The organism is Pseudomonas sp. TH07 (assembly GCF_016651285.1).
Classification (GTDB): Bacteria; Pseudomonadota; Gammaproteobacteria; order Pseudomonadales; family Pseudomonadaceae; genus Aquipseudomonas.
Window position 1 is genome coordinate 5,313,736 of the sequence record NZ_JAEKED010000001.1, and the last position, 23,009, is coordinate 5,336,744.

At 59.3% G+C, this 23,009-nt stretch carries 27 protein-coding genes; 12 read left to right on the forward strand and 15 right to left on the reverse strand.

The window, feature by feature from the left end:
• Positions 1–90: 90 nt before the first annotated feature.
• The 3 genes from hpaR to JFU57_RS24220 form a co-directional block, all read right to left on the reverse strand.
• A complete protein-coding gene (gene hpaR / locus JFU57_RS24210; protein ID WP_020294642.1) occupies positions 91–513 on the reverse strand; it encodes a homoprotocatechuate degradation operon regulator HpaR in 423 nt (140 codons plus the stop codon).
• 142 nt (positions 514–655) lie between these two features.
• Positions 656–1,732, reverse strand: a complete 1,077-nt coding sequence (gene hppD, locus JFU57_RS24215) for a 4-hydroxyphenylpyruvate dioxygenase (protein ID WP_078472999.1) — start codon at positions 1,730–1,732, stop codon at positions 656–658.
• 267 nt (positions 1,733–1,999) lie between these two features.
• Positions 2,000–2,947, reverse strand: coding sequence for a DMT family transporter (locus JFU57_RS24220; RefSeq protein WP_201131016.1), 948 nt, complete (start codon positions 2,945–2,947; stop codon positions 2,000–2,002).
• Positions 2,948–3,025: 78 nt separating this feature from the next.
• Here JFU57_RS24220 and JFU57_RS24225 point away from each other — a divergent pair, with 78 nt between their 5' ends.
• The 3 genes from JFU57_RS24225 to JFU57_RS24235 all read left to right on the forward strand — a co-directional run bounded on the left by JFU57_RS24225 (position 3,026) and on the right by JFU57_RS24235 (position 6,162).
• On the forward strand, positions 3,026–3,913 hold the full coding sequence (locus tag JFU57_RS24225) for a LysR family transcriptional regulator (RefSeq protein ID WP_201131017.1): 888 nt from the start codon (positions 3,026–3,028) through the stop codon (positions 3,911–3,913).
• Between the two features lie 105 nt (positions 3,914–4,018).
• Positions 4,019–5,557, forward strand: coding sequence for an EAL domain-containing protein (locus JFU57_RS24230; protein ID WP_201131018.1), 1,539 nt, complete (start codon positions 4,019–4,021; stop codon positions 5,555–5,557).
• A gap of 242 nt (positions 5,558–5,799) precedes the next feature.
• Positions 5,800–6,162: a histone-like nucleoid-structuring protein, MvaT/MvaU family gene (locus JFU57_RS24235; protein WP_020294647.1), complete on the forward strand. Its 363-nt coding sequence runs from the start codon at positions 5,800–5,802 to the stop codon at positions 6,160–6,162.
• A 255-nt stretch (positions 6,163–6,417) separates the two neighbouring features.
• Here JFU57_RS24235 and JFU57_RS24240 read toward each other — a convergent pair whose 3' ends face one another.
• Positions 6,418–6,945: a DUF4946 domain-containing protein gene (locus JFU57_RS24240; protein ID WP_201131019.1), complete on the reverse strand. Its 528-nt coding sequence runs from the start codon at positions 6,943–6,945 to the stop codon at positions 6,418–6,420.
• 198 nt (positions 6,946–7,143) lie between these two features.
• Here JFU57_RS24240 and gloA point away from each other — a divergent pair, with 198 nt between their 5' ends.
• Positions 7,144–7,665: a lactoylglutathione lyase gene (gene gloA, locus JFU57_RS24245; protein WP_078473004.1), complete on the forward strand. Its 522-nt coding sequence runs from the start codon at positions 7,144–7,146 to the stop codon at positions 7,663–7,665.
• Positions 7,666–7,737: 72 nt separating this feature from the next.
• Here the strand turns inward: gloA and ahpF are convergent, their stop codons facing one another.
• The 3 genes from ahpF to JFU57_RS24260 form a co-directional block, all read right to left on the reverse strand.
• A complete protein-coding gene (ahpF, locus tag JFU57_RS24250) occupies positions 7,738–9,303 on the reverse strand; it encodes an alkyl hydroperoxide reductase subunit F (protein WP_201131020.1) in 1,566 nt (521 codons plus the stop codon).
• 120 nt (positions 9,304–9,423) lie between these two features.
• Complete coding sequence (ahpC, locus tag JFU57_RS24255; protein ID WP_020294651.1) at positions 9,424–9,987, reverse strand: alkyl hydroperoxide reductase subunit C; 564 nt, start codon at positions 9,985–9,987, stop codon at positions 9,424–9,426.
• A 138-nt stretch (positions 9,988–10,125) separates the two neighbouring features.
• Positions 10,126–11,064 carry a site-specific integrase gene (locus JFU57_RS24260; RefSeq protein WP_201131021.1) on the reverse strand — a complete coding sequence of 313 codons (939 nt, stop codon included), beginning with the start codon at positions 11,062–11,064 and terminating at the stop codon, positions 10,126–10,128.
• Between the two features lie 176 nt (positions 11,065–11,240).
• Here JFU57_RS24260 and JFU57_RS24265 point away from each other — a divergent pair, with 176 nt between their 5' ends.
• A complete protein-coding gene (locus tag JFU57_RS24265) occupies positions 11,241–12,257 on the forward strand; it encodes a DNA-binding protein (protein WP_201131022.1) in 1,017 nt (338 codons plus the stop codon).
• On the opposite strand, the gene gorA is transcribed toward JFU57_RS24265, so the two are convergent.
• Positions 12,254–13,612, reverse strand: a complete 1,359-nt coding sequence (gorA, locus tag JFU57_RS24270; protein WP_201131023.1) for a glutathione-disulfide reductase — start codon at positions 13,610–13,612, stop codon at positions 12,254–12,256. The genes JFU57_RS24265 and gorA overlap by 4 nt on opposite strands.
• Positions 13,613–13,744: 132 nt before the next feature.
• Positions 13,745–14,584, reverse strand: a complete 840-nt coding sequence (galU, locus tag JFU57_RS24275; protein WP_078473009.1) for a UTP--glucose-1-phosphate uridylyltransferase GalU — start codon at positions 14,582–14,584, stop codon at positions 13,745–13,747.
• Between the two features lie 280 nt (positions 14,585–14,864).
• Here galU and JFU57_RS24280 point away from each other — a divergent pair, with 280 nt between their 5' ends.
• Both JFU57_RS24280 and JFU57_RS24285 read left to right on the forward strand, forming a co-directional pair.
• Positions 14,865–15,053: a hypothetical protein gene (locus JFU57_RS24280; protein ID WP_078473010.1), complete on the forward strand. Its 189-nt coding sequence runs from the start codon at positions 14,865–14,867 to the stop codon at positions 15,051–15,053.
• 135 nt (positions 15,054–15,188) lie between these two features.
• The gene (locus tag JFU57_RS24285) at positions 15,189–15,470 is read left to right on the forward strand and encodes a hypothetical protein (protein WP_043228295.1); all 282 of its coding nucleotides are present in this window, start codon (positions 15,189–15,191) and stop codon (positions 15,468–15,470) included.
• 15 nt (positions 15,471–15,485) lie between these two features.
• Here JFU57_RS24285 and JFU57_RS24290 read toward each other — a convergent pair whose 3' ends face one another.
• From JFU57_RS24290 to JFU57_RS24305, 4 genes are all read right to left on the reverse strand, one after another.
• Complete coding sequence (locus JFU57_RS24290; protein WP_020294658.1) at positions 15,486–15,716, reverse strand: hypothetical protein; 231 nt, start codon at positions 15,714–15,716, stop codon at positions 15,486–15,488.
• 69 nt (positions 15,717–15,785) lie between these two features.
• Complete coding sequence (locus JFU57_RS24295) at positions 15,786–16,709, reverse strand: c-type cytochrome (RefSeq protein ID WP_201131024.1); 924 nt, start codon at positions 16,707–16,709, stop codon at positions 15,786–15,788.
• Positions 16,706–17,356 (reverse strand): c-type cytochrome, encoded by a 651-nt coding sequence (locus JFU57_RS24300; RefSeq protein WP_201131025.1) that lies wholly within the window; start codon positions 17,354–17,356, stop codon positions 16,706–16,708. Before JFU57_RS24300 ends, JFU57_RS24295 begins: the two co-directional genes overlap by 4 nt.
• Positions 17,357–17,550: 194 nt before the next feature.
• Entirely contained in the window at positions 17,551–17,901 is a 351-nt protein-coding gene (locus JFU57_RS24305) for a hypothetical protein (protein ID WP_078473013.1), read from the reverse strand.
• 208 nt (positions 17,902–18,109) lie between these two features.
• On the opposite strand from JFU57_RS24305, the gene JFU57_RS24310 reads away from it, so the two are divergent.
• From JFU57_RS24310 to alkB, 3 genes are all read left to right on the forward strand, one after another.
• Positions 18,110–18,412: a DUF1883 domain-containing protein gene (locus JFU57_RS24310; protein WP_020294662.1), complete on the forward strand. Its 303-nt coding sequence runs from the start codon at positions 18,110–18,112 to the stop codon at positions 18,410–18,412.
• A 38-nt stretch (positions 18,413–18,450) separates the two neighbouring features.
• A complete protein-coding gene (locus tag JFU57_RS24315) occupies positions 18,451–18,621 on the forward strand; it encodes a hypothetical protein (protein ID WP_178102990.1) in 171 nt (56 codons plus the stop codon).
• Positions 18,622–18,724: 103 nt separating this feature from the next.
• Positions 18,725–19,369 carry a DNA oxidative demethylase AlkB gene (alkB, locus tag JFU57_RS24320; protein WP_242487516.1) on the forward strand — a complete coding sequence of 215 codons (645 nt, stop codon included), beginning with the start codon at positions 18,725–18,727 and terminating at the stop codon, positions 19,367–19,369.
• 81 nt (positions 19,370–19,450) lie between these two features.
• Here the strand turns inward: alkB and JFU57_RS24325 are convergent, their stop codons facing one another.
• Positions 19,451–19,936 (reverse strand): GyrI-like domain-containing protein, encoded by a 486-nt coding sequence (locus JFU57_RS24325; RefSeq protein ID WP_201131027.1) that lies wholly within the window; start codon positions 19,934–19,936, stop codon positions 19,451–19,453.
• Between the two features lie 52 nt (positions 19,937–19,988).
• Positions 19,989–20,972 (reverse strand): acrylyl-CoA reductase (NADPH), encoded by a 984-nt coding sequence (gene acuI / locus JFU57_RS24330; protein ID WP_201131028.1) that lies wholly within the window; start codon positions 20,970–20,972, stop codon positions 19,989–19,991.
• A 175-nt stretch (positions 20,973–21,147) separates the two neighbouring features.
• On the opposite strand from acuI, the gene JFU57_RS24335 reads away from it, so the two are divergent.
• Both JFU57_RS24335 and JFU57_RS24340 read left to right on the forward strand, forming a co-directional pair.
• The gene (locus tag JFU57_RS24335; protein ID WP_078473017.1) at positions 21,148–21,738 is read left to right on the forward strand and encodes a hypothetical protein; all 591 of its coding nucleotides are present in this window, start codon (positions 21,148–21,150) and stop codon (positions 21,736–21,738) included.
• Between the two features lie 139 nt (positions 21,739–21,877).
• A complete protein-coding gene (locus JFU57_RS24340) occupies positions 21,878–22,942 on the forward strand; it encodes an NAD(P)H-dependent flavin oxidoreductase (RefSeq protein WP_078473018.1) in 1,065 nt (354 codons plus the stop codon).
• Positions 22,943–23,009: the final 67 nt, after the last annotated feature.

Here is a 23,009-nt window from a genome sequence, read left to right on the forward strand (position 1 = left end):
GCCCTTGGTACGCTTGGCCCTGAGACGAGTGTCAGGGCCGGCGCAGCCTGCGGCAGCGGCTACAGATAACGCCTCAGATACCGCGCAAACTCAAGGCTTGATTTGTTTCAGCTCGTTGAGCAAGGCCAGCAACGCCTGCATCTTCTCCTCGCCGAATTGCTGCTGGATCTTCTGGTAGTTGATTTCCATGTCGCCACTCATGGACTCGAAGCAGGCCTGACCCTTTTCAGTCAGGGTGATGAACAGCCGGCGCTGGTCCTCGGGTGATTTGCGGCGGCTGACGTACTCGTCACGCTCCAGGCGCGTGAGCACCCCGGTCATGCTTGGAGGCAGGATGCACGCCATCTTGGCCAGTTGATGACTTTCCAGTTCGCCGTTCTGGCGCAGGATGCGGATCACCCGCCACTGCTGTTCGGTCAAGTCATGCTGGTTGAGGGACGGCCGGAAAAAAGCCATGGCCGCTTCACGGGCTTGGAGCAGCGTTAAGGTCAGGGAAGGTCTTGGCGTCGTCATCTAAAGGTCAGTCAACAGGCTGGGAATCAACGCTAGGCGTCGCGGAAATAAACATTAACACATTCACTATCAGCAATTCCCGAGCAAAATAAAGCCCGATCGAAGAACCTTCGATCGGGCCTGTTTTCAAGCGGTCACTGGCTTACTCGGTGGCAAGTACGCCACGACGAACCTGATCACGTTCGATCGATTCGAACAGCGCCTTGAAGTTGCCTTCGCCGAAGCCATCGTCGCCTTTACGCTGGATGAATTCGAAGAACACCGGGCCCATCAGGGTTTCCGAGAAAATCTGCAACAGCAGGCGGCGGTCACCGGCTTCCGACGAGCCATCCAGCAGAATGCCCCGCGATTGCAGTTCGTCCACCGGCTCGCCGTGATTCGGCAAACGGCCTTCGAGCATCTCGTAGTAGGTTTGCGGTGGCGCGGTCATGAAGCGCATGCCGATCTTCTTCAGGCGGTCCCAGGTATCCACCAGATCGTCGGTCAGGAACGCCACGTGCTGAATCCCCTCACCGTTGAACTGCATGAGGAACTCTTCGATCTGCCCCGCGCCCTTGGACGACTCTTCGTTGAGCGGGATACGGATCATGCCATCCGGCGCGGTCATGGCCTTGGAGGTCAGGCCGGTGTATTCGCCCTTGATGTCGAAATAACGAATCTCGCGGAAGTTGAACAGCTTCTCGTAGAAACCGGCCCAGTAGGCCATGCGCCCGCGATACACGTTGTGGGTCAGGTGATCGATGATCTTCAGGCCCGCCCCTTCCGGGTTACGGTCGACGCCATCCAGGTACACGAAGTCGATGTCATAGATCGAGCTGCCTTCGCCGTAGCGGTCGATCAGGTACAGCGGCGCGCCGCCAATGCCCTTGATCGCCGGCAGGTTCAGCTCCATCGGGCCGGTGGCGATATGGATCGGCTGAGCCCCAAGCTCCAGGGCACGGGAGTACGCCTGCTGGGCATTCTTGACGCGAAAGGCCATGCCGCATACCGACGGACCGTGTTCGGCGGCGAAGTACGAGGCCACGCTGTGGGGCTCATTGTTGAGGATCAGGTTAATGGCGCCCTGACGGTACAAATGCACGTCTTTAGAGCGATGGGTCGCGACTTTGCTGAAACCCATGATCTCGAAGATCGGTTCGAGGGTGTTTGGCGTAGGCGATGCGAATTCGATGAATTCAAAGCCCATCAGGCCCATTGGGTTTTCGAAGATATCTGCCATGGTTGGCGCCTCATCATTATTTTTAGAATTAACGTCCGCGGTCGCGGGCTGCTAGTTGCTATCAATGCTGAGGGCTGAAGGTGGCGCGCAAGAGATGCCACGCACGCTGCGGGCGAGGAAATCACCGTAGATCAGTTGGAACCCGAGTATCTTCATTTCGACCCTGACTTGCTTACAGGCTGCGGGCGAGGCTTCTGCTGCCAGAAGACATTATTCTTGTATGCGTAACCAGATTCTACACAGCGTAAATAGATTTGTCCGCAATCTCTATAAAATCCGCTTTTTGCCCAGAGTCGCAAGGGGTTTGTTGCACTGATAAATCCCCAGCAGGATCAAGGCTGCGCCCAGGCCCATGCTCAGGGTCAACTGCTCGCCCAACAGCAGTGCCCCCAGGATCACCGCCGTCAGCGGGTTGAGCGCAATGAAAACGCCAGAGCGCGTGGCGCCGATCTGGCGCAGGCCATCGTAGTACCAGATGTAGGCCAGCACCGACCCCATCAGGCCCAGGTACAGCAGACTCAGGCCCTGCACCGCACTCAAGTCCAGTAACGCTTGCGGATTCAGCTCGCCGCGCTGGGCGGTAGCGGCACCCAGCATGAGGGTCCCCAGAACAATCGAATACGTCACGGTGTGCAGCGGCCCAAGGCTCTGGTTGAGCCCTCGGGAAAACAGCGAATAGACGCCCCACCCCAGCACGCAACCAAAGATCAGCAGGTCGCCGAGCCCACCGTCGGCCGTGCCCTGCAACGCCTGCGGGTCTCGACTGAGGATCACCAGCGCGGCGCCCAGTACGCAAACAACGATACCTAGAACCTGGCGCCGACTCAGTTGCTCACGAAACAGCAGCCACGAAGCCAAGGCAATCACCGCCGGGTTCAAGGCCACGATCAAGGACGCCCGCGACGCGCTTATCCGCTGCAAGCCGTAGAAGAAGCACAGGTTGTAAAAGAAAATCCCGAAGAACCCCAAGATCAGCAGTTGCACGCACTGGCGCAGGTTCGGCCGCACCAGCGGGATCCGCTTGCAAGCCATAAACAGCAACAGCGCAAGGCTCGCCAGCAGAAATCGCAAGCTGGCGGCCAGCAGCGGCTCCAGCGCCCCTGACAGCAGGCGTCCGGCAACAAAGGTTCCGCCCCAGATCATGGTGACCGCGATGAGTTTGCAATAGACCGCTCTGTCAGAAGGACCGGAGGGTGTTTGGTCGAACGTTTTCATAAGATTTCAGCACCGGCTTACCTGGGATGGGCTTATTCTTCGTCTAATCAAAGATCATCGTAAAATGAGCAATCACTCATGACCCTGACTCAATTGGAGATTTTTTCCCTGGTCGCCGAATTGCGTGGTTTCACGACGGCCGCCAGCCGCCTGGGAATCACCCAGTCAGCGGTGTCCCACGCCATCAAGGCGCTGGAGCAAGAGCTGGGTGTGGAGCTGATTCGCCGCCATCAGGCACAGGTCGAGCTGAGCGACATTGGCCAGCAACTATTGCTGCGTGCCCGGACCATGCTGGGCCTGGCCGCAACCATGCACCAGGAAGCTGCCGATGCCCGAGGCATGAAGCGCGGCACCCTGCGCATCGGCTCGTTTGGGCCAACCTCTTCGATGAAACTGCTGCCGGCCATTCTCGCCGAGTACCGCAGCCGCTACCCCGGCATCGAAGTGCACATCGACGAAGGCCCGGATCGACAGGTCGTGCAATGGCTCGAGGAGCGGCGCATCGACGTGGGTTTCGTGGTGCTGCCCCAGGAGCGCTTCGATACCTTTGCCTTGTTGCAGGATCAATGGGTGGCCCTGTTGCCGGCTCAACACCCACTGGCAAATGAAAGTGCCGTCAGCCTGGCCCAGCTGTGCGTCGACCCCTTCGTGCTCACCGAGGCCGGGTCAGCCGAGCTGGTGACCTGGCTGTTTCATCAAGTCGGCCTCAGCCCCAACATCCGCTATCGCAACTCGCAGTTGCTCAGCACCCTGGAAACCGTGGCCCGTGGCGAGGCCGTGAGCCTGGTGGCCGAGCTGGCACTGCCGACCATGCACGATCCGCGCTATGTGCGCAGGCCCCTGAGCCAGCCAGCCAAACGTCAGATCGGCATGGCTGTGCTGGATCGGCGCCAGTCATCGCCGGCGACGCTGGCGTTTATCGAGCAGGCCCAGCGCCTGTACCCAAGATCCCAGGGCGCAAAATAGGCATCCCGTCTATCCTCCCCCTCACCCGGGTTCGATATGTACCCACTGCGATCCCCCTTCTTCTGGCGCCAGTGTCCAGGCGCCGTCCCGTTATAGGTTTGGTCTATGCCATTGACCGTAAAAGGTCCGCAGAAACGCTCGACCCGTGCCCTGCGCACGCTGCTCATCGGCTTGCTGCCGGTGCTGCTGGGCATGATCATTCTGTACCTGCAGGCTGAGCGGGCGCTGCTCCAGAGCAGCCAGCAAACAGCCGAGGAAGCGATCCGCCAGTTCGACCTGATGCTCGACAACAGCGATATCGCCGCCCGCGTGTTGCTGCCTCTGGTTGGCGAGCCTTGCGATGAGACCCGGCAACTGGCGCTGCGCGACCAGGTCACACGCCGTCCGTTCGTGCGCTCGACAAACCTGGTCTGGCGGAACGACAACTACTGCAGTTCATTGCTCGGGCGTTTTTCAGCCGCCCTGGACCCACGAGACTATGTCGACGGTCGGTTGTGGTTGATGAATGGCAACCCGATCACACCCGACACTGCCCTGCTGATCTACCGCCTGAGCCAAGGCGAGCGCTCCGCGCTGGCGACCATCGACGGCTATCACCTGACGAACGCCCTGCGCCTGATCAGCCGTTACGCCGACCTGAAACTGCAAGTGGGCAACAGTTGGCTGTCAGCGGACGGCAAGGTCCATGGGCTACCTGTGCCATCCGCGCCGGTGGCCCACCAGGAGTTGGACTCCGCGCGCTACCCCTACCGCGTCAGCGCCGGCTTTCCCGAAGGCGATGTCTGGCTCTATATGAAGGCCCAGTACCCGCCGCTGTTCAGCCTGCTGCTGTTCTTTGGAATTCTCTCGGGATTCGCCGGCCACTGGTGGCAAAAGCGCTCGTCATCACCCAGTCACGAACTGCAGCGGGCCCTGGGCGCCGCGGAGTTCATCCCCTACTTCCAGCCGGTGGTGCGTGGCGATACCGAGCAGTGGGCAGGCCTTGAAGTTCTGATGCGCTGGAAGCATCCCAAGGAAGGTTTGGTGCGCCCGGATTTGTTCATTCCGTTTGCCGAGCACTCCGGCCTGATCGTACCCATGACCCGCTCCCTGATGCAGCAGACCGCACAGCTGCTGGCGCCCAACGCTTCAAGCTTCAGCGATAACTTTCACATTGGCATCAACATCACCGCCAGCCACTGCCATGACCTGCAACTGCTCGATGACTGCCGCGACTTTCTCGCCCAGTTCCCCGCCGGCAAGGTGGTGCTGGTGCTGGAACTGACCGAACGCGAGTTGGTGGAACCCACCGCCATGACCCACAAACTGTTCGAAGAATTGCACAAGTTGGGGGTAATGATCGCCATTGACGACTTCGGTACCGGGCATTCCAGCCTGGCGTACTTGCGTCAGTTTAATGTCGACTATCTGAAGATTGATCAGAGCTTCGTTGCCATGATCGGTATTGACGCCCTTTCGCGCCATATACTCGACAGTGTCATCGAGCTCTCGGCGAAGCTCGACTTGGGCATCGTCGCCGAAGGTGTTGAAACACTAGAACAACGGGACTATTTGGCGGGGAAAGGCGTCGATTTCCTGCAAGGTTACTTGTTTGGTCGACCGATGCCGGGGGATGAATTCCTAACTGAGTTGGCGCGCCACTAAATAGCCATTTGCGCAAAAAAACACACAATGCATTGCCATTGTCATGCACCAATTTGAATCATCATTAGCAATTGATTCTTGCAAGAACAACATGATTTACTCTTGACCCGTTAACTACTACAATTTTTCTGGCCTGTACAAGATTCACCGATAGGTCATTAATTTGAGTCGTTCCCCGGCTCTTGGCCTCATCGTTTTGTATGTGCTTGGTATCAGCCAAATACCTTATTGGAGTAAAGATATTGTCCAGACTCGCTGAATTTCGTGCAGCAGAAAAAGCACTTCAAGAACAGCTCGCGCAGCTGGAATCCCTGAAGAACGATGCCGGGCTCAAAAAGGAAATCGAGTTCGAGGAAAAACTTCAGGGCCTGATGAAAACCTACGGCAAGAGCCTGCGCGACATCATCGCGATTCTCGATCCAAACCCGGGCAAGTCCCAGCCAGCAGCCTCTGCCCCGAAACAACGCCGCGCTCGCGTGGTCAAGGTCTATCAGAATCCGCACACCGGTGAGCTGATTGAAACCAAGGGCGGCAATCATCGCGGGCTCAAAGCCTGGAAAGAAGAGTATGGCGCTGCCACTGTAGATTCCTGGCTGCGCGGTTAACAACGCTTCGATCACCAGGGCCCCGCATTGGCGGGGCCTTTGCTTTTTAGCAGTTTCGTTTATAGCCAATTGCATTAGTTACAACAGGCTAAATATTCACAACCTCAAGCATCTGCAATAAGGTTTGGCGAGAATCGGCACCTGCGTTCCAGATCACGCACATTGCACAAGAGCCACCCCATAACTTTGTGCTTAATTCGTTGTCATGGATGCGGAGCATTCTCTGCCAATGGAAATACCCTGCCAAGAGCAAGGTTAAAGTTTCAAGCTATTTCGGGTAGCGAGTATTTCATCCTGACTCTCTGCATAAGCCGCCGCCTGGCCAGCGTAAGAAAGTACATAGGCCTTATCGGCATCCAACGCCGCCACCAGTGTTTGCGACAACACATGCCGACCGTTCTGAGTAATGGTGCAGGTGGTTTCAAGAGCAGAGAGGCGACTCAATTGTGCTTCATGAATCCGATTGCACACACTTTGATAGCCACCTTGTGCAAAGTCCTTTTGCACTGACTTGCGCATCTCCAGCAGCACACCTTGAAGATTCACCGCATGACCACTTTCAACCTCCGTCATCGTCAACTCCATAACCAGTACCGGGGTGCCGCCAGCATCATTTTTCACTGCGCGCTGACGAGAGACTTTTGAACTCGGTTCGGCCGGCTGTTCGGGCAACGCCTCCACTTGCCACCCGCTGGGCCAGGCAATCACCGGCTCCGCAGCCTGGGCCAGGGCGCAGAGCAGCAGGCTGCATGTGAGGGCGGCGGTTTTTACGAAAAAGGGCATTGTCAGCAATACCTGAGAAACGGGTCTCAAAGTTTGCAGGTGACGCCAGGATTGGGCAATAGATCAGGAGCTTTGGGTTTGGCGCCAAGGACGGCTGTTGCGTATCATTGCGCATCCCAAGGATGCCTGAATCATCGCAAGCCAAGGCACCGCTCGTTTGCCCGAGCGCCGTTTGCCCCACTTTTTTCCGGAGGGCCCATGAGCCTGCACGAACTTGATACTTTCCCTGGCGTTACCGCCCAGCCTGACTCCGCCACCGCCAACTTTGTGTTCAACCACACCATGCTGCGGGTCAAGGACATCACTCAATCCCTGGATTTCTACACCCGTGTCCTGGGCTTCTCGCTGGTAGAAAAACGCGACTTCCCCGAGGCGGAATTCAGCCTGTACTTCCTGGCCCTGGTGGACAAGGCGCAGATCCCGGCTGACGCCGCAGCGCGTACCCAATGGATGAAGTCGATCCCGGGGATTCTCGAACTGACCCATAACCACGGCACCGAAAACGATCCGGATTTCGCCTACCACAATGGCAACACTGACCCTCGCGGCTTTGGTCACATTTGCATCTCGGTACCGGACATCGTTGCCGCCTGCGAGCGTTTCGAAACACTGGGCTGCGACTTCCAGAAACGCCTGACCGATGGCCGCATGAAAAGCCTGGCCTTTATCAAGGACCCGGACGGCTACTGGGTCGAAATCATCCAGCCGGCCCCGCTGTAGCAACTCGTTTTAACGGGCAAATAAAAACCCCATGAGCCTGGCTCATGGGGTTTTGTTTTTTGCGTCACCGCTTTACGCCGGAGCCGAGGTCCGGATCAAGTGGTCGAAAGCACTGAGAGATGCCTTGGCCCCCTCGCCTACCGCAATCACGATCTGTTTGTACGGCACCGTGGTGACGTCACCGGCAGCGAACACCCCGGGCAGAGACGTTTCACCGCGAGCGTCGACGATGATCTCGCCCCGTGGCGACAACTCGACAGTGCCTTTGAGCCAGTCCGTGTTGGGCAGCAAGCCGATCTGGACAAAAATACCTTCCAGCTCGACGGTGTTGAACTCACCCGAATCACGGTCCTTGTAGACCAGGCCGGTGACTTTCTGGCCGTCGCCCTTCACTTCGCTGGTCAGGGCGCTGGTGATGACCTTGACGTTCGGCAGGCTGTGCAGCTTGCGCTGCAGCACCGCATCGGCGCGCAACTTGCCGTCGAATTCCAGCAAGGTCACGTGACTGACGATACCCGCCAGGTCGATGGCCGCTTCAACCCCGGAGTTGCCACCGCCGATCACTGCTACGCGCTTGCCCTTGAACAATGGGCCGTCGCAGTGCGGGCAGAAGCACACCCCCTTGGCCTTGTACTCCTGCTCGCCCGGCACACCCATTTCACGCCAGCGGGCACCGGTGGCCAGGATCAGCGACTTGGCCTTGAGGCTGGCACCGCTTTCAAAGCGCACCTCATGCAACCCGCCCACTTCGGTTGCCGGGATCAGGGCGCTGGCGCGTTGCAGGTTCATGATGTCGACATCGTACTGACGAACGTGGGCTTCCAGTGCTCCAGCCAGTTTCGGGCCTTCGGTCTCCTGCACCGAGATGAAGTTTTCAATGGCCATGGTGTCCAGCACCTGACCGCCAAAACGTTCGGCGGCGACACCCGTGCGGATGCCTTTACGAGCCGCGTAGATTGCTGCTGCGGCGCCCGCCGGGCCACCGCCGACCACCAGCACGTCAAAGGCGTCTTTGGCGTTGATTTTTTCGGCCTGTTTCTCGATCGCGCTGGTGTCGATCTTGCCGAGGATTTCCTCAAGCCCCATGCGGCCCTGGCCGAAGTTCACGCCGTTCAGGTACACGCTGGGGACGGCCATGATCTGACGCTCATCGACCTCGTCCTGGAACAGCGCGCCGTCGATGGCCACGTGGCGGATATTCGGGTTCAGCACCGCCATCAGGTTCAGTGCCTGGACCACGTCGGGGCAGTTCTGGCAAGACAGCGAAAAGTAGGTTTCGAAATTGAATTCGCCCTTCAACGAGCGAATCTGCTCCAGCACTTCAGCACTGGCTTTCGAAGGGTGACCGCCGACTTGCAGCAAGGCCAGCACCAACGAAGTAAATTCGTGGCCCATGGGGATACCGGCAAAACGCAGGCTGATATCGCTTCCCGGGCGGTTCAACGAGAACGAAGGCTTGCGCGAATCGGTACCGTTATCGAGCAAGGTGATCAGGCTCGAAAGACTGGCAACTTCTTTGAGCAGTTCAAGCATTTCCTGGGATTTCGCACCGTCGTCGAGGGAGGCTACGATCTCGATCGGCTGGGTGACCCGTTCCAGGTATGACTTCAACTGAGATTTAAGATTGGCGTCCAACATACGGGCGATTTCCTTTTAATTCGGTAAAAAAAACGCCCGAGCGAAGGTCGCCCGGGCGTTTTGAGGGCGGTGCAGCTTACTTAAGGTGCGGTAAAACCCGCCCTGAGGTGCTTCACGGACTTAGATCTTGCCGACCAGGTCCAGGGATGGAGCGAGGGTGGCCTCGCCTTCTTTCCACTTGGCTGGGCAGACTTCGCCTGGGTGGGCGGCAACGTATTGAGCGGCCTTGATCTTGCGCAGCAGCTCGGATGCGTCACGGCCTACACCGCCATCGTTGATTTCGACGATTTTGATCTGGCCTTCAGGGTTGATCACGAAGGTGCCACGGTCAGCCAGACCTGCTTCTTCGATCAGTACGTCGAAGTTGCGGGAGATGGTCAGGGTTGGGTCACCGATCATGGTGTACTGGATTTTGCCGATGGCTGGCGAAGTGTTGTGCCAGGCAGCGTGGGCAAAATGGGTGTCGGTCGAGACGCTGTAGATTTCGACGCCCAGTTTCTGGAATTCGGCGTAGTTGTCGGCCAGGTCTTCCAGCTCGGTTGGGCAAACGAAGGTGAAGTCAGCTGGGTAGAAGAATACGACAGACCATTTGCCTTTCAGATCGGCGTCCGACACTTCGACGAATGCGCCGTTTTTGAATGCGGTTGCTTTGAACGGTTTAACTTGGCTGTTGATGATAGGCATCGTTGACTCTCCGTCAGTGGTTGAAAACTTGATGGGGAGAATCTTAGCCAACCCGCCGCCGATGCGCTCATTGGCAAACCTGATGCTACCGATTGGTTTTGACTATCAGCGGACTATATTAATAGAAGAAACCCGAATCTACTGTTCGACCGGTTTTTCTTCGAGACGGGCCATGCCCAGGAACGGGCTGGCCTCGACGTAGCGCATGGCTGACTTCACGTCTTTCCAGCCGACATAACTCATCAAGGACTTCAGATCCCAGCCACTGCGGTGAGCCCAGGTCGCAAACCCGCGGCGCAGTGAATGGCTGGTGTAGCCTTCGGCCGCAATCCCGGCCCGCTCCAGCGCCTGGCGCAACAAAGGGATCACGCTGTTGGCATGCAGCCCCTGCTCGCTCAGATTGCCCCAGCGATCGATGCTGCGAAAAACCGGACCACGCACCAACGCCGCGCTGGCGATCCACTCGATATAGGCCTGCACCGGACATAGCCGCTGCAACGACGGCGTCTGGTAGGTCCTGCCGAGGTTCTCTCGATCACTCTTGCTGCGCGGCACGTACACACTGATGCCGGAGCCGGCAATGGCCTGCACATGCTCGACGTGCAAGCGACACAACTCGTCGCTGCGAAAGCCGCGCCAGAAGCCAAGAAGAATCAGCGCCGTATCCCGTCGGGCACGCAACAGGGCCGGCGTGTCCTCATCGACAATCGCCTGACGAGCTTCCAGGGCGAGGCAGCTGACCACCTGCTCCAGATGCTGCAACTGCAAAGGCTCGGCCTGTTTTTCCTGGACTGGATGCAAAGCGCGAATCCCCTTGAACACCTGCCGTACCACAGGCGCCTTGGTCGGATCGGCAAAACCCTGGCTGTTATGCCACTGCGCCAGGGCCGAGAGCCGCAGCTTCAGCGTGTTGATAGATAACTCACCGGCATAGGCCGCCAGATAGCGCGCCACACTGTCGCTGGTGGCGGGCAGGAAACCACCCCAACTCACCTCAAAATGTTCAATGGCGGCTCGATAGCTGCGCCGCGTGTTGTCACGCGTCGCGGCTTGCAGGTAACGATCCAGCTCACTCATGGGGATGCTTCGCTCTAAACGTACGGAAACTCGCGAAAAAAAGCGCAAATCGCTACTGACACGGGGTAATACCACTATATCCCATGTCATTAACGTAAAAGATTTTATTAAAATAATGCGCTATATTGTATGTAATTACATGGTACATACCACAACACGAAATCGTAGGAGAGCACATGGCTCGCGGCGGCATAAATAAAGCGGTGGTGCAAACGGCACGCCTGGCGATCCTCGCGCGCGGCGAGCACCCGAGCATCGACGCAGTACGCATCGAAATGGGCAATACCGGCTCAAAAACCACTATTCATCGTTATTTGAAGGAGCTGGATGACGGGGTTGCACGCACGAGCACCCCGCCCCAGGAGCTTGAGGACGAACTGGCACAGCTGGTTACGCGCCTCGCAGAGCGTCTGCGAGAGCAAGCTCAGGAGCCCATCGAGCAGGCCCAGGCACAATTTGCGGCGCACAGGCTGGCCCTCGAAGAGCGTCTCGCAGAAGCTGAAAACACACGGGCTCAACTGCAACAGCAACTGGACGTTCAAGGCGTAGCACTGGCGAATGAGAGCGCCACCCTGCTCAGCACTCGCTCCACGCTACAGAGCGAACAGACCCGCAATGCTGGCCTGAACCAGGCCTTGAGTGATTTCGAACTGCGCCTGAATGACAAGGACCAGCAAATCAGCTCCCTGGAAGACAAGCACCTGCATGCCCGTGACGCGCTGGAGCACTACCGCAGCGCGGTGAAGGATCAGCGCGAACAGGAGCAGCAACGTCACGAAGGGCAGCTGCAACAGGTCCAGATGGAACTGCGCCAGGCACAGCAAAGTGCACTGGTTCGCCAGGATGAGATCACCCAGCTGCATCGAGACAATGAGCGACTGTTCAGTGAGAACCGCGCCACTCAAAAAGAGCTGAAGCAGACTCAGGAGCAGGCGAAGAAGAGTGATGCGCGGATTGAGCAACTGCTGGAGCAATCAGGCCGTATGGACAGCGACCGGACGCTGCTTCAGGAACGCCTGCGCGTAGCCCTTCTGGAGAGCCACGCACTCAAGCAGCAAGCTGAAGAGCAGGCCCGCAGCAACAAGGAGTTGGAATTGCGCGCGACCAAGGCCGAGGCCGGCCTTGAAGCCCTGCGTCTGGCCACGCCACACAAGGCGCAGCCAGATGCACAGGAACCACCGCCGAACGCTTAGGCGCCGACCGGGGTACGCATGGTGACGAACTCTTCGGCGGCAGTCGGGTGCACGCCGATGGTTTCGTCGAAGTCGCGTTTGGTTGCGCCAGCCTTCAAGGCAATGGCCAGCCCCTGAACGATCTCACCCGCGTCGGGCCCGACCATATGGCAGCCCAGGACCTTATCGGTCTTGGCATCCACCACCAGCTTCATCAGGGTGCGCTCCTGGCATTCGGTCAGGGTCAGTTTCATCGGCCGGAAACGACTTTCAAAAATCTGCACCTCGTGCCCCTCCTCCCGCGCCTGCTCTTCGGTCAGGCCGACCGTCCCGATATTGGGCAGGCTAAACACGGCAGTAGGGATCATCCGGTAATCCACCGGACGATATTGCTCAGGCTTGAACAGGCGTCGCGCCACAGCCATACCTTCGGCCAAGGCTACGGGCGTCAGCTGCACGCGGCCGATGACATCGCCAATGGCCAGGATCGAGGGCTCGGCGCTCTGATACTGCTCATCAACCTCGACAAAGCCACGCTCATCCAACTTGACCCCGGTATTTTCCAGGCCCAGGTTGTCGAGCATCGGCCGCCGCCCCGTGGCATAAAACACACAGTCGGCCACCAGCTCACGACCATCCTTGAGGGTGACGCTCAGACTGCCATCGGCCTGTTTGTCGATCCGCTTGATATCCGAATTGAACTGCAGGTTCATCCCGCGCTTGGTCAATTCTTCCTGCAAATGCTTGCGCACCGCACCATCGAAGCCCCGCAGGAATAGCTCGCCGCGATACAGCAACGTGGCGTCCGCGCCAAGGCCATGGAAAATCCCGGCAAACTCGACGGCGATGTAACCACCCCCGACGACCAGGACACGCTTTGGCAGCTCCTTGAGGAAGAACGCCTCGTTGGAACTGATGGCGTGTTCGCGCCCCGGAATATCCGGGATCTGCGGCCAGCCGCCCGTGGCGATCAGGATGTGCTTGGCGGTGTAGCGCTGGCCATTGACCTCCACCTGATGGGGATCGATCAGTTTGGCGTGGCCCTCGTGCAAGGTGACACCGCTGTTGACCAGCAGGTTGCGGTAAATCCCGTTGAGGCGATGGATTTCCCGGTCCTTGTTGGCGATCAGGGTTGGCCAGTCAAAGCTCGCATCACCCAGGGTCCAGCCAAACCCTTGGGCCTGCTCGAAGTCTTCGGCGAAGTGTGCGCCGTACACCAGAAGCTTCTTCGGCACACAGCCGACGTTGACGCAGGTGCCGCCCAGATAGCGACTCTCGGCCACGGCGACTTTCGCCCCAAAACCTGCGGCAAACCGCGCCGAGCGCACACCGCCGGAACCGGCGCCAATTACATAAAGATCAAAATCGTAGGCCATTTCACTCTCCCAGGCAGGCTGACAGCATAACCGCAGTTATCGATACGGTCAGCGCAGTGCATTTAACATCGGGGCAGAAAACGAAAAAGCCACCCGAAGGTGGCTTTTCAGTACAGGGTCCCGCCAGGGCTATCAGTAAGCCTTGCCAGTCTTGTAGAAGTTCTCGAAGCAGAAGTTGGTTGCGTCGATGTAGCCTTCGGCGCCACCGCAGTCAAAACGCTTGCCTTTGAACTTGTAGGCCATCACACAGCCGTTTTGCGCCTGCTTCATCAGGGCGTCGGTGATCTGGATTTCGCCGCCCTTGCCTGGTTCGGTTTGCTCGATCAGGTCGAAAATGTCCGGGGTCAGAATGTAACGACCGATGATCGCCAGGTTCGACGGTGCGTCTTCCGGCTTTGGCTTCTCGACCATGCTGTGTACGCGGTAGATGTCGTCGCGGATCATTTCGCCGGCGATTACGCCGTACTTGTGGGTTTCCTGCGGGTCGACTTCCTGGATGGCCACGATCGAGCAGCGGAACTGCTTGTACAGCTTGACCATCTGGGTCAGCACGCCGTCGCCGTCAAGGTTCACACACAGGTCATCCGCCAGGACCACGGCGAAAGGTTCGTCGCCAATCAGTGGACGGCCGGTGAGGATGGCGTGGCCCAGGCCTTTCATTTCGGTCTGACGGGTGTAGGAGAACGAGCACTCGTCGAGCAACTTGCGGATACCGACCAGGTATTTCTCTTTGTCGGTGCCCTTGATTTGGTTTTCCAGCTCGTAACTGATGTCGAAGTGGTCTTCGAGAGCGCGCTTGCCGCGACCGGTCACGATGGAGATTTGGTTCAATCCGGCATCCAGCGCTTCTTCAACGCCGTACTGGATCAGTGGCTTGTTCACCACTGGCAGCATTTCTTTAGGCATGGCCTTAGTCGCTGGCAGGAAGCGAGTGCCGTAACCGGCTGCTGGGAACAAGCATTTCTTGATCATATGAGTCCTTAAAAGGGCTGTGCTTACGAGTTCGGCGCAGTCTAATCAGGCGGCGAGCACCTTACAATGCCCCGCGCTGGCTAACCGCTGCCATCATAGAGAAATATTCAAGCAGATAGTTCCACAGCATCCTGCAGATCGCTCCCCAGGTAAATCGCTGCTGCCCTGATCGGAGGAAGTTTCGGATCAATCCCCTGTTGCCCCGAGCGTTAAATGCCACGCCCTTGAGGAGCGTTTGCCGCTATGATTACGCCCTTGATCCCGCTCACGAGACCTCTAGATGTCGGCAGCAAAAAGCATAAACGGTTACCTGATCAGTAAAGCGCAAGACGGCCAATGGTGGGTGACCAGCAGCAACGGCGAAAACATCGCCGGGCCGTTCGCCTCCGAAGCATTGGCGATTGAAGTGGCTTCAGTCCTGCAGGATCAGCCTCCGCCCCCGGCCCGGCGGCGCAACGCCAAGCCCTGAGCCCGCAATAACCGCATCGAGCCCTGCAACTAGCAGGGCTTTTTGATTGTCTGTACCGTAATGGCCGTTGGCTATGGCATTGCGCCTTGGCCTCGGCAACCGCGCCGCCCCTACTCTTGAATGACGACAACCTACATGAACAGACTTTTGGCACTGACCGCTGTATTGGCTCTGAGTGGATGCGCGACGGCCTCCAACACTTACCTGGCAAACGGCGAACAAGGCCTGAGCATAGATTGCTCCGGCGAAGCCAGCTCCTGGGCCAGCTGCTACGAGAAGGCTGACGCCTCTTGTGCGGGCACGGGCTACCGAATCGTCGGCACTGAAGGCACGCCCTCTCTGAAAGAGAGTGAAAAGACTCTGGGCGTCGATGTCGGCAACTTCAAGAGCCGCAGCGTGGTGGTGGTGTGCAAATAACCGGCACCTGCCGGCCTACATATGAATCTCGGCGAACTTGATACCCAGGCCACGGATCGTCTCGACCAGTTCGTCCAGCCGCGAGAATGACTCGACCTCATCGTTGTCATCCACCAGGAAATAGCTGCGCCCGGCGCTCTTCTTGAAAAAAACGATCCACTCTCCCGAATTCGCCGGATTTTGAATCACATGGGTCGCAGAGATATTACCCTCTGCATGCCGCTCCCTTACTTGCTCACGCTTCATGCCTGCTCCCAAAAAGACAATGCCGCCAAAGCATAGGCTTTGACGGCATCAGTGACGATGGTCGACAGTTTATCGGATGCCTTGGCCAATCAAAACGCCATCCAGCGTCTGACCGTACAAATTCACCCCATCATTGGCGTGAAACTTGACCCGGGTTTTCTCGATCGAGCCGTCCACCAGCCGCGGATCCTGCGGCCGCTCATGCTTGTTGACGAACGCCGCCACATCCCAGGCCTGCTGATCGCTCAGGGTTCCGGGCTTGCCCAGAGGCATGTTGTGCTTGATAAAAGACGCCGCCGTATTGATCCGGTGCATCCCCGCGCCCCAGTTGTAGGAGTCCTTGCCCCACAACGGTGGCATTACATAATCCTGCCCGACCTTCTGCCCCTGGCCGTTATCGCCGTGGCAAACCGCACATTGAGCCTTGAACACCTGCTCGCCACGCGCGATGTCGTAGCCCTGGGCCGACTTGGGCACTTCAGGGTAGCCACGCCCCGGTAGCTCAACGCCGAGCGGCGCCTTGCTCGCCAGCCAGTAGGCGTACACCGACAACGCGGTGATTTCCTTGCTGTCCGCTGCGGGCGGCGTCCCACCGTTCATGCTGAACTGGAAGCAGCCCTGCAAGCGTTCGGCAAAGGTGTTGACCTTGTCGTTCTTTTGCCGATACGCCGGGTACATCGGGTAAGCCCCCCAAAGCGGCGCCGAGTTGGCGACCCGGCCCTGGCCAAGGTGACAGTTGCTGCAATTGAGACCGTTGCCGACAAAATTGGGCGCCATGCGCTTGGTGTCGACAAACAGCGCATAGCCGTCACGGACCATCTTGCCGTAGGCGTTGTTCGGCAGTTCGCTTTCAGCCGGGGGCTGGAAGTATTGCTCGTGGCTGGCAGCGGCCGGCGTCTGCAACTGGCTCTGGTCCTCCATGGCAATGGATGCCGCCTGTACAGAAGTTGCCAGCAAACCGAAGGCCAGCGGGAACGAAAAACGAATATTCATGGCCGGCTCTCCTGGCTGTTCACTTTGGAAAAATAATCAGCCACTGCCGTCACTTCCTCTGCGCTCAAGGACTTGGCGATGTGCCCCATCAGGTCGTCCGGGTCATTGCGCCGTGTGCCATCGCGCCAGGCGTTCAGTTGGGCGGTCAGGTAGGCTGCGGATTGCCCGGCCAAGGGTGGAAAGGTCTGCCCCACCCCCACGCCACCCGGGCCGTGGCACGTCACACACTCCGGTATCTGTCGATCCCAGGCCCCACGCAGGGCCAGGCGTTCGCCCAGGCCATTGGGCGTTGCACTGCGGGAAATAGCGGGGGTCGCCGGGGCAGGCATGGCAGCGAGGGTTTGAGTGACGGCGCGAATTTCGTCCTCGGCCAGGGCCTTGGCCAGTGGCTGCATCACCGGGCTGATGCGCGAACCACTGCGAAAATCTTCCAGCTGCTTGCTCAGATAGCCGGCCGGCAGCCCTGCCAGACGGGGAAAACCGGCTGCCGCCAGGCCCATGCCATCGGCTCCGTGGCACGAGACACAGGCCATTGCGGCAGGCTGCGCGCCACCCTGGGTGAAGACTTTCTGTCCCTCCACGGCGTGGGCAGATTGAACGGACAACAGCATCAGACTACTCAGCAGTATTCGATCCAGTGGGATCATGTCGAACTCCATTATTTTAGTTATATGCTTAGGCCTACTTAATATAAGCCTAAAAACAGTTGGCAAATAGCTATCACTGCTACAACTGCAAAATCGGAGTCGACCCACCGCACGCCTGAATATTCATCACAAAAAAGCCCGCGGCGCTTCGAGACCCGAAGCGCGGCAGGCTGTTGAAAAAAATCGAGCGGCGGTCAGCCGGAAATGCATTCCTCGGCGGCCTTGCGGATATCGCCCGGGCGCATTGGAACGTTGGACATGCTCTCGTGCAGCTTGATGCTGCTGCCTCCCGAGCGCTCTTCAATATCAAACACCGCAGTCGGACCTGAAGACACTTTCTGCGGAACAATGATGCGCATGCCGTCCTTGTGCGGCTCGACCTGCAAGGCTCCCCGGCTGCCGGCCAACTTCTCGGTGACGCACTTGGCGTACTCCGGCGGCTTTTTCCCCGAAATCACGTTCAGGGTGGGCGGCGCCTGGTTAATATCCGAGACGGTCGCACAACCGCTGATCGCCAGAGCCAGAATCAACACACCCCACTTCATACAAATCCTCCAATAAAAACCGTCCGACAGTGTAAATGGTGTTTTTCTCCGGCGCGGGAGGTTTTATCGCTCATAAATCGGTAAATAACTGTTTTAAATTGTCAAACCCGGCGGGCGCGGCCCGCTACTACCCCGTGCGGCCTGATAAACTGCGCCATCTTTCAGCTATCGTTTTGATTTTGTAGAAAAAGCCCTTCTGGAGGCGCCCATGAAATTTATCCACCAGCGCGAGCACCTCAACGAGGACGATATTGTCGTCATCGAATGCTCCCAGACCTGCAACATTCGCCTGATGAGCGACGCCAACTTCCGCAGCTTCAAGAATGGCGGTCGCCACAGCTACCACGGTGGGGCCTTCGACAAGTTCCCGGCCAAGATCACCGCGCCGAGTACCGGTTTCTGGAACATCACCATCGACACCGTGACCACCCGCGCCATCAGCGTTACCCGCAAACCGAGCCTGAAGCATTCGATCAAGATCGTCCGCCGCTCCAGCTCTAAACTGCGCTGATTCCGCTCTCACCTCGCCAACCTAAGACAGGTACGCCCGTGGCTCAAACGACCAAGTACGTCATCAAATACAAGCTCAACGGCGAGCGTCGCTTCGAATTCGCCCAACTCGAGACCGGCACCCAGGAAGAGGCACAGGCGGCCTTGCTGGCGTTGCATGGCCAGTCCGAAGACGTGATCAGCGATGTCAGCGTGAGTAAAGCCCTGTAACGTCCGCGCCCTGTCCGACGCCCCATTCAAACGGCGCCGAGACGGCATCTCCTCGGAGTGTCCCTTGAGTAGTCACAGCAGCGACCCCTCCCCCAGTCTCGGCCTGTTTACCGAGACTGATCTGGCACAACCCGCACGCACCGAACAGATCGGCCAACAGTCCCGGGTGCTGAGGGGTTTCGCCTTGCCTTGGGTCGAGCGCCTGCTGCCGGCCCTCAGGTCGGTGCTTGTCGTTGCGCCGTTTCGCAGCATGGTTACCCCTGGCGGCTTCACCATGTCAGTGGCCTTGAGCAGTTGCGGCAATCTGGGCTGGACCACCGACCACAGTGGTTATCGCTACGCCCGCCTCGACCCGCAGACCGGTCAACCCTGGCCGGCAATGCCCGGAGTATTCGAGCAACTGGCCCGGGCCGCGGCCCAGGCGGCGGGTTTCGATGGCTTCAGCCCCGATTCCTGCCTGATCAACCGTTATGTCGCCGGGGCCAGGATGTCTTTGCACCAGGACAAGAACGAACGCGATTACAGCGCGCCCATCGTCTCAGTCTCCCTGGGTTTGCCGGCGATGTTCCTGTTTGGCGGCGAGCAGCGTAGCGACCGACAACTGCGGGTCCCGTTGCTGCACGGTGATGTGGTGGTGTGGGGTGGCGTCGACCGGCTGCGCTTTCATGGTGTGCTGCCGCTCAAGGCTGGCAGCCACGAGCAATTGGGCGAGCAGCGGATCAACCTGACGTTTCGCCACGCGGGCTGAAGAGTCGGCTAGCTGCGACAGCCTAAAGCGCAACCGCCTGGCAACCGCGCTTTCACGCATTGCCAGGGGCGTGACCTGTTATCAGTGACTGGCAGCCGCTGCATCCGTCGAATGAACGCCGATATAGACCGCAACCGAGTCTGGGCCGGTGTAGACCTCGAAATCCGTAGCGAACTTGCGGCGCAACTTTGGACGGTCTTCGAAGTAGGCCCAGACCAGGCCCCAGGTCTGGATCACGCTGTCGGGCAGCGGCCCCTTCGCGCTGAACACCAGGTATTGGCCACCCTCGACCTGCACCGACTGATAGCCCTCTGCCGCACCGGTCACTTCAACCCCGGCGGTGACATCAAAGGCCCCCGTGGCATCGGACTCATAACCGGAGTACACGCCATAGACAAAGGAATCAGGCTCGCGAGGCTCGATCTTTTCGAACAGCCCTTCGATAAAAAAACGCGCCCACATCGGGCCGATCTGCGCCGTCTCCGGCTGTTGTTCAGTGGCGTTGAGGGTTCGCACCTGCAAACCGGCAACACTGAACGGCAACACCTCGCGCATTTTTACATCCATGGGCCTTATTCCTTGTTCAGGTATTGATTGAAATTGATTATTGGCCAGCAGGTCAGCGGTTGACGTCCACCACCACCCGGCCGCGCAACTGGCCCGCCAACAAGCGCGGAGCGGCCTCGATGGCTTCGCTCAAGCCGATTTCCTGGCTGATCAGCGGCAGCAGCGCCGGGTCAAGGTCCTGACCCAGACGGTCCCAGGCCAGCATCCGCAAGGCTTTGGGCTGAGTCACGCTGTTGATCCCCGCCAGGGTCACGCCGCGCAGGATAAACGGCGCAACCGATGCCGGGAAGTCCATGCCCTGGGCCAGGCCACAGGCAGCGACCATGCCATTGGCTCGAGTTGCAGCACAGGCATTGGCCAGGGTGTGGCTGCCCACCGAGTCGATAACCGCGGCCCAACGCTCCTTGGCCAGGGGTTTGCCGGGTTGGGAGAGGCTGGCACGATCGATGATGTCACTGGTCCCCAATTGCTGCAGGTAGGCGTGTTCTGCGGTCCGCCCGGTTGAGGCCACCACCCGATACCCCAGACGTGCCAGCAGTGCGATGGAAAAACTGCCAACCCCGCCATTGGCCCCGGTGACCAGCACTTCGCCCTGCTCCGGCGTGACGCCATGACGTTCCAGCGCCAGGATCGCGAGCATCGCCGTGTAACCTGCGGTGCCGATGGCCATGGACTGGGCCGCGCTGAAGGCCTTGGGCAACGGAATCAGCCAGTTTCCGTCAAGCCGGGCCCTCTGAGCCAGGCCGCCCCAATGCCCCTCACCGACACCCCAACCGTTGAGCAGCACCTCGTCACCCACCTGGTAGTCGGGATGAGTGCTGGCTTCGACCGTGCCGGCCAGGTCGATCCCCGGCACCATGGGGAAGCTGCGCACCACCGGGCTGCTGCCGGTAATGGCCAGGCCATCCTTGAAATTCAGCGTGCTGTAGGCCACGCGCACCGTCACATCTCCCGGCGGCAACTGCTCGTCGCTGATCCGCTGCAGATTGGCGCGATAACCCTGCTCGTCTTTCTCGATCAAAATGCCGTTGAACATGACTGTCTCCCGAATGGCCCCGTGGCTCTCATTGCCCGTGGCAGGGTAATGAACTTCGACCTTGAATCACAAGGCACCGACCTCCCGCCCGGCCGCAGCAAAGACCGTTCCCCAGGCACCCGCCACGACTATGCTTTGACCTCGGCAACCACCCAGTCACCTGCGAGGGATAGCAATGTTCAACTTCATCAAGACCACAATTGCCGGAGGCCTGCTGTTTATCCTGCCGCTGGTGCTGGTGGTGATCCTGCTGGAAAAAGCCGTCCACCTGCTGCGCGGCCCGATCCATCAACTGTTGCCGATGTTCGCCCAGTACAGCATCGCCGGTGTGACCCTGTTCACCCTGGTAGCACTGCTGATGCTGGTGCTGATCTGCTTTATCGCCGGACTGCTGGCCAAAACCGGCCCGGCTTCGAAGTTGCTCAATGCCCTGGAAGAAAACGTCCTCGGCAAGATCCCCGGCTACGGCTTGCTCAAAGACGCCACGGCTCACCTGGCCGGCCTGGAAAACGTCGAAGGCGCTCGAGTCGGCCTGATCTGCGAAGACGAGGGCTGGCTGTTTTGCCTGGTCCTGGAAACCCAGGGCACATGGCTCTCGGTGTACATACCAGACGCCGGGCCGGCGGGCGGCTCGTCCGGTGAGGTTCGGCTGGTCAGCACCAACCAGGTACGCCCCACCGAACTGGACTGGATGCCGGTGCTGGCCTGCGTACGCCGCGGCGGGCATGGCGCGTTGAAGCTGGCAGCGCCCTGGCTGCCGGAGTAACCGCTGCAGTTGGGCTCTATCGGGACCCGGGCAGCCTTTTGACCTCTCAGGCGATAAAGTCGGCTGGCCTTTTCCAGGTGACTCCTGCTACAAACCCTGGCGCTGTCGTCATTACTTTTACTGCGCAGAGGAGTTGCACATGAGCCAATGGCCTGACACCCGAATTATTGACTTGCTGGGGATCGAACTGCCGATCATTCAAGCTCCGATGGCCGGAGCCACCGGCTCCGCCATGGTTATCGCGGCGGCCCAGGCCGGCGCGCTGGGCTCCCTGCCCTGCGCCATGCTCAGCCCGGAACAGATTCGCCAGGAAGTGCAAAACATTCGCCAGGCCACCCAGGCCCCTCTGAACCTGAACTTCTTCTGCCACCAGACGCCTGCCCCCGATCCCGAGCGCGATGCCCAGTGGAAAAACCTGCTGCAACCCTATTACCGCGAACTGGGTGCCGACTTCGACGCGCCAACCCCGGTCAGCAGCCGCGCGCCCTTCGACCACGTGAGTTGCGAACTGGTGGAGGAACTGCGCCCGGAAATCGTCAGCTTCCACTTCGGTTTGCCGGAGCCCTCACTGCTGGAGAGGGTCAAGGCCACCGGGGCGAAAATCCTGTCGTCGGCCAGTACTGTCGATGAGGCCGTCTGGCTCGAACAGCATGGCTGCGACGCGATCATCGCCATGGGCTACGAAGCCGGCGGCCACCGGGCGATTTTCCTCGGCGAGGATCTCAACAGCCAGGTCGGGACCATGGCCCTGGTGCCGCAGATCGTCGACGCGGTGACGCTGCCGGTGATCGCGGCCGGTGGCATCGGCGATGCCAGGGGCATTGTGGCCGCGTTTGCCTTGGGCGCCTCGGCGGTGCAATTGGGCACGGCCTACCTGTTTACCCCGGAGGCCAAGATCAGCGCAGCCCATCACCAGGCCTTGCGCAGTGCCAAAGAGAGCCAGACCGCACTGACCAACCTGTTCACCGGCCGCCCGGCACGGGGCATCGTCAACCGGATCATGCGTGAAATCGGTCCGATCAACCCTCTGGCCCCGGCCTTCCCCCTGGCCGGTGGCGCCTTGATGCCATTGCGCGCCAAGGACGACGCCGACTTCGCCAACCTCTGGTCAGGCCAGGCACTGCGCCTGGGGCTCGAGTTATCCACCCATGAACTGACCCGGCGCCTGGCTGAGCAAGCCCTGGCCAAGCTGGCCCGGCGCTGAGGGTTCGCCACCACGATTGCACCCGTGGTGGCGCGCCGTTCACCCCATCCAGCAGCAGAGTTCCGTT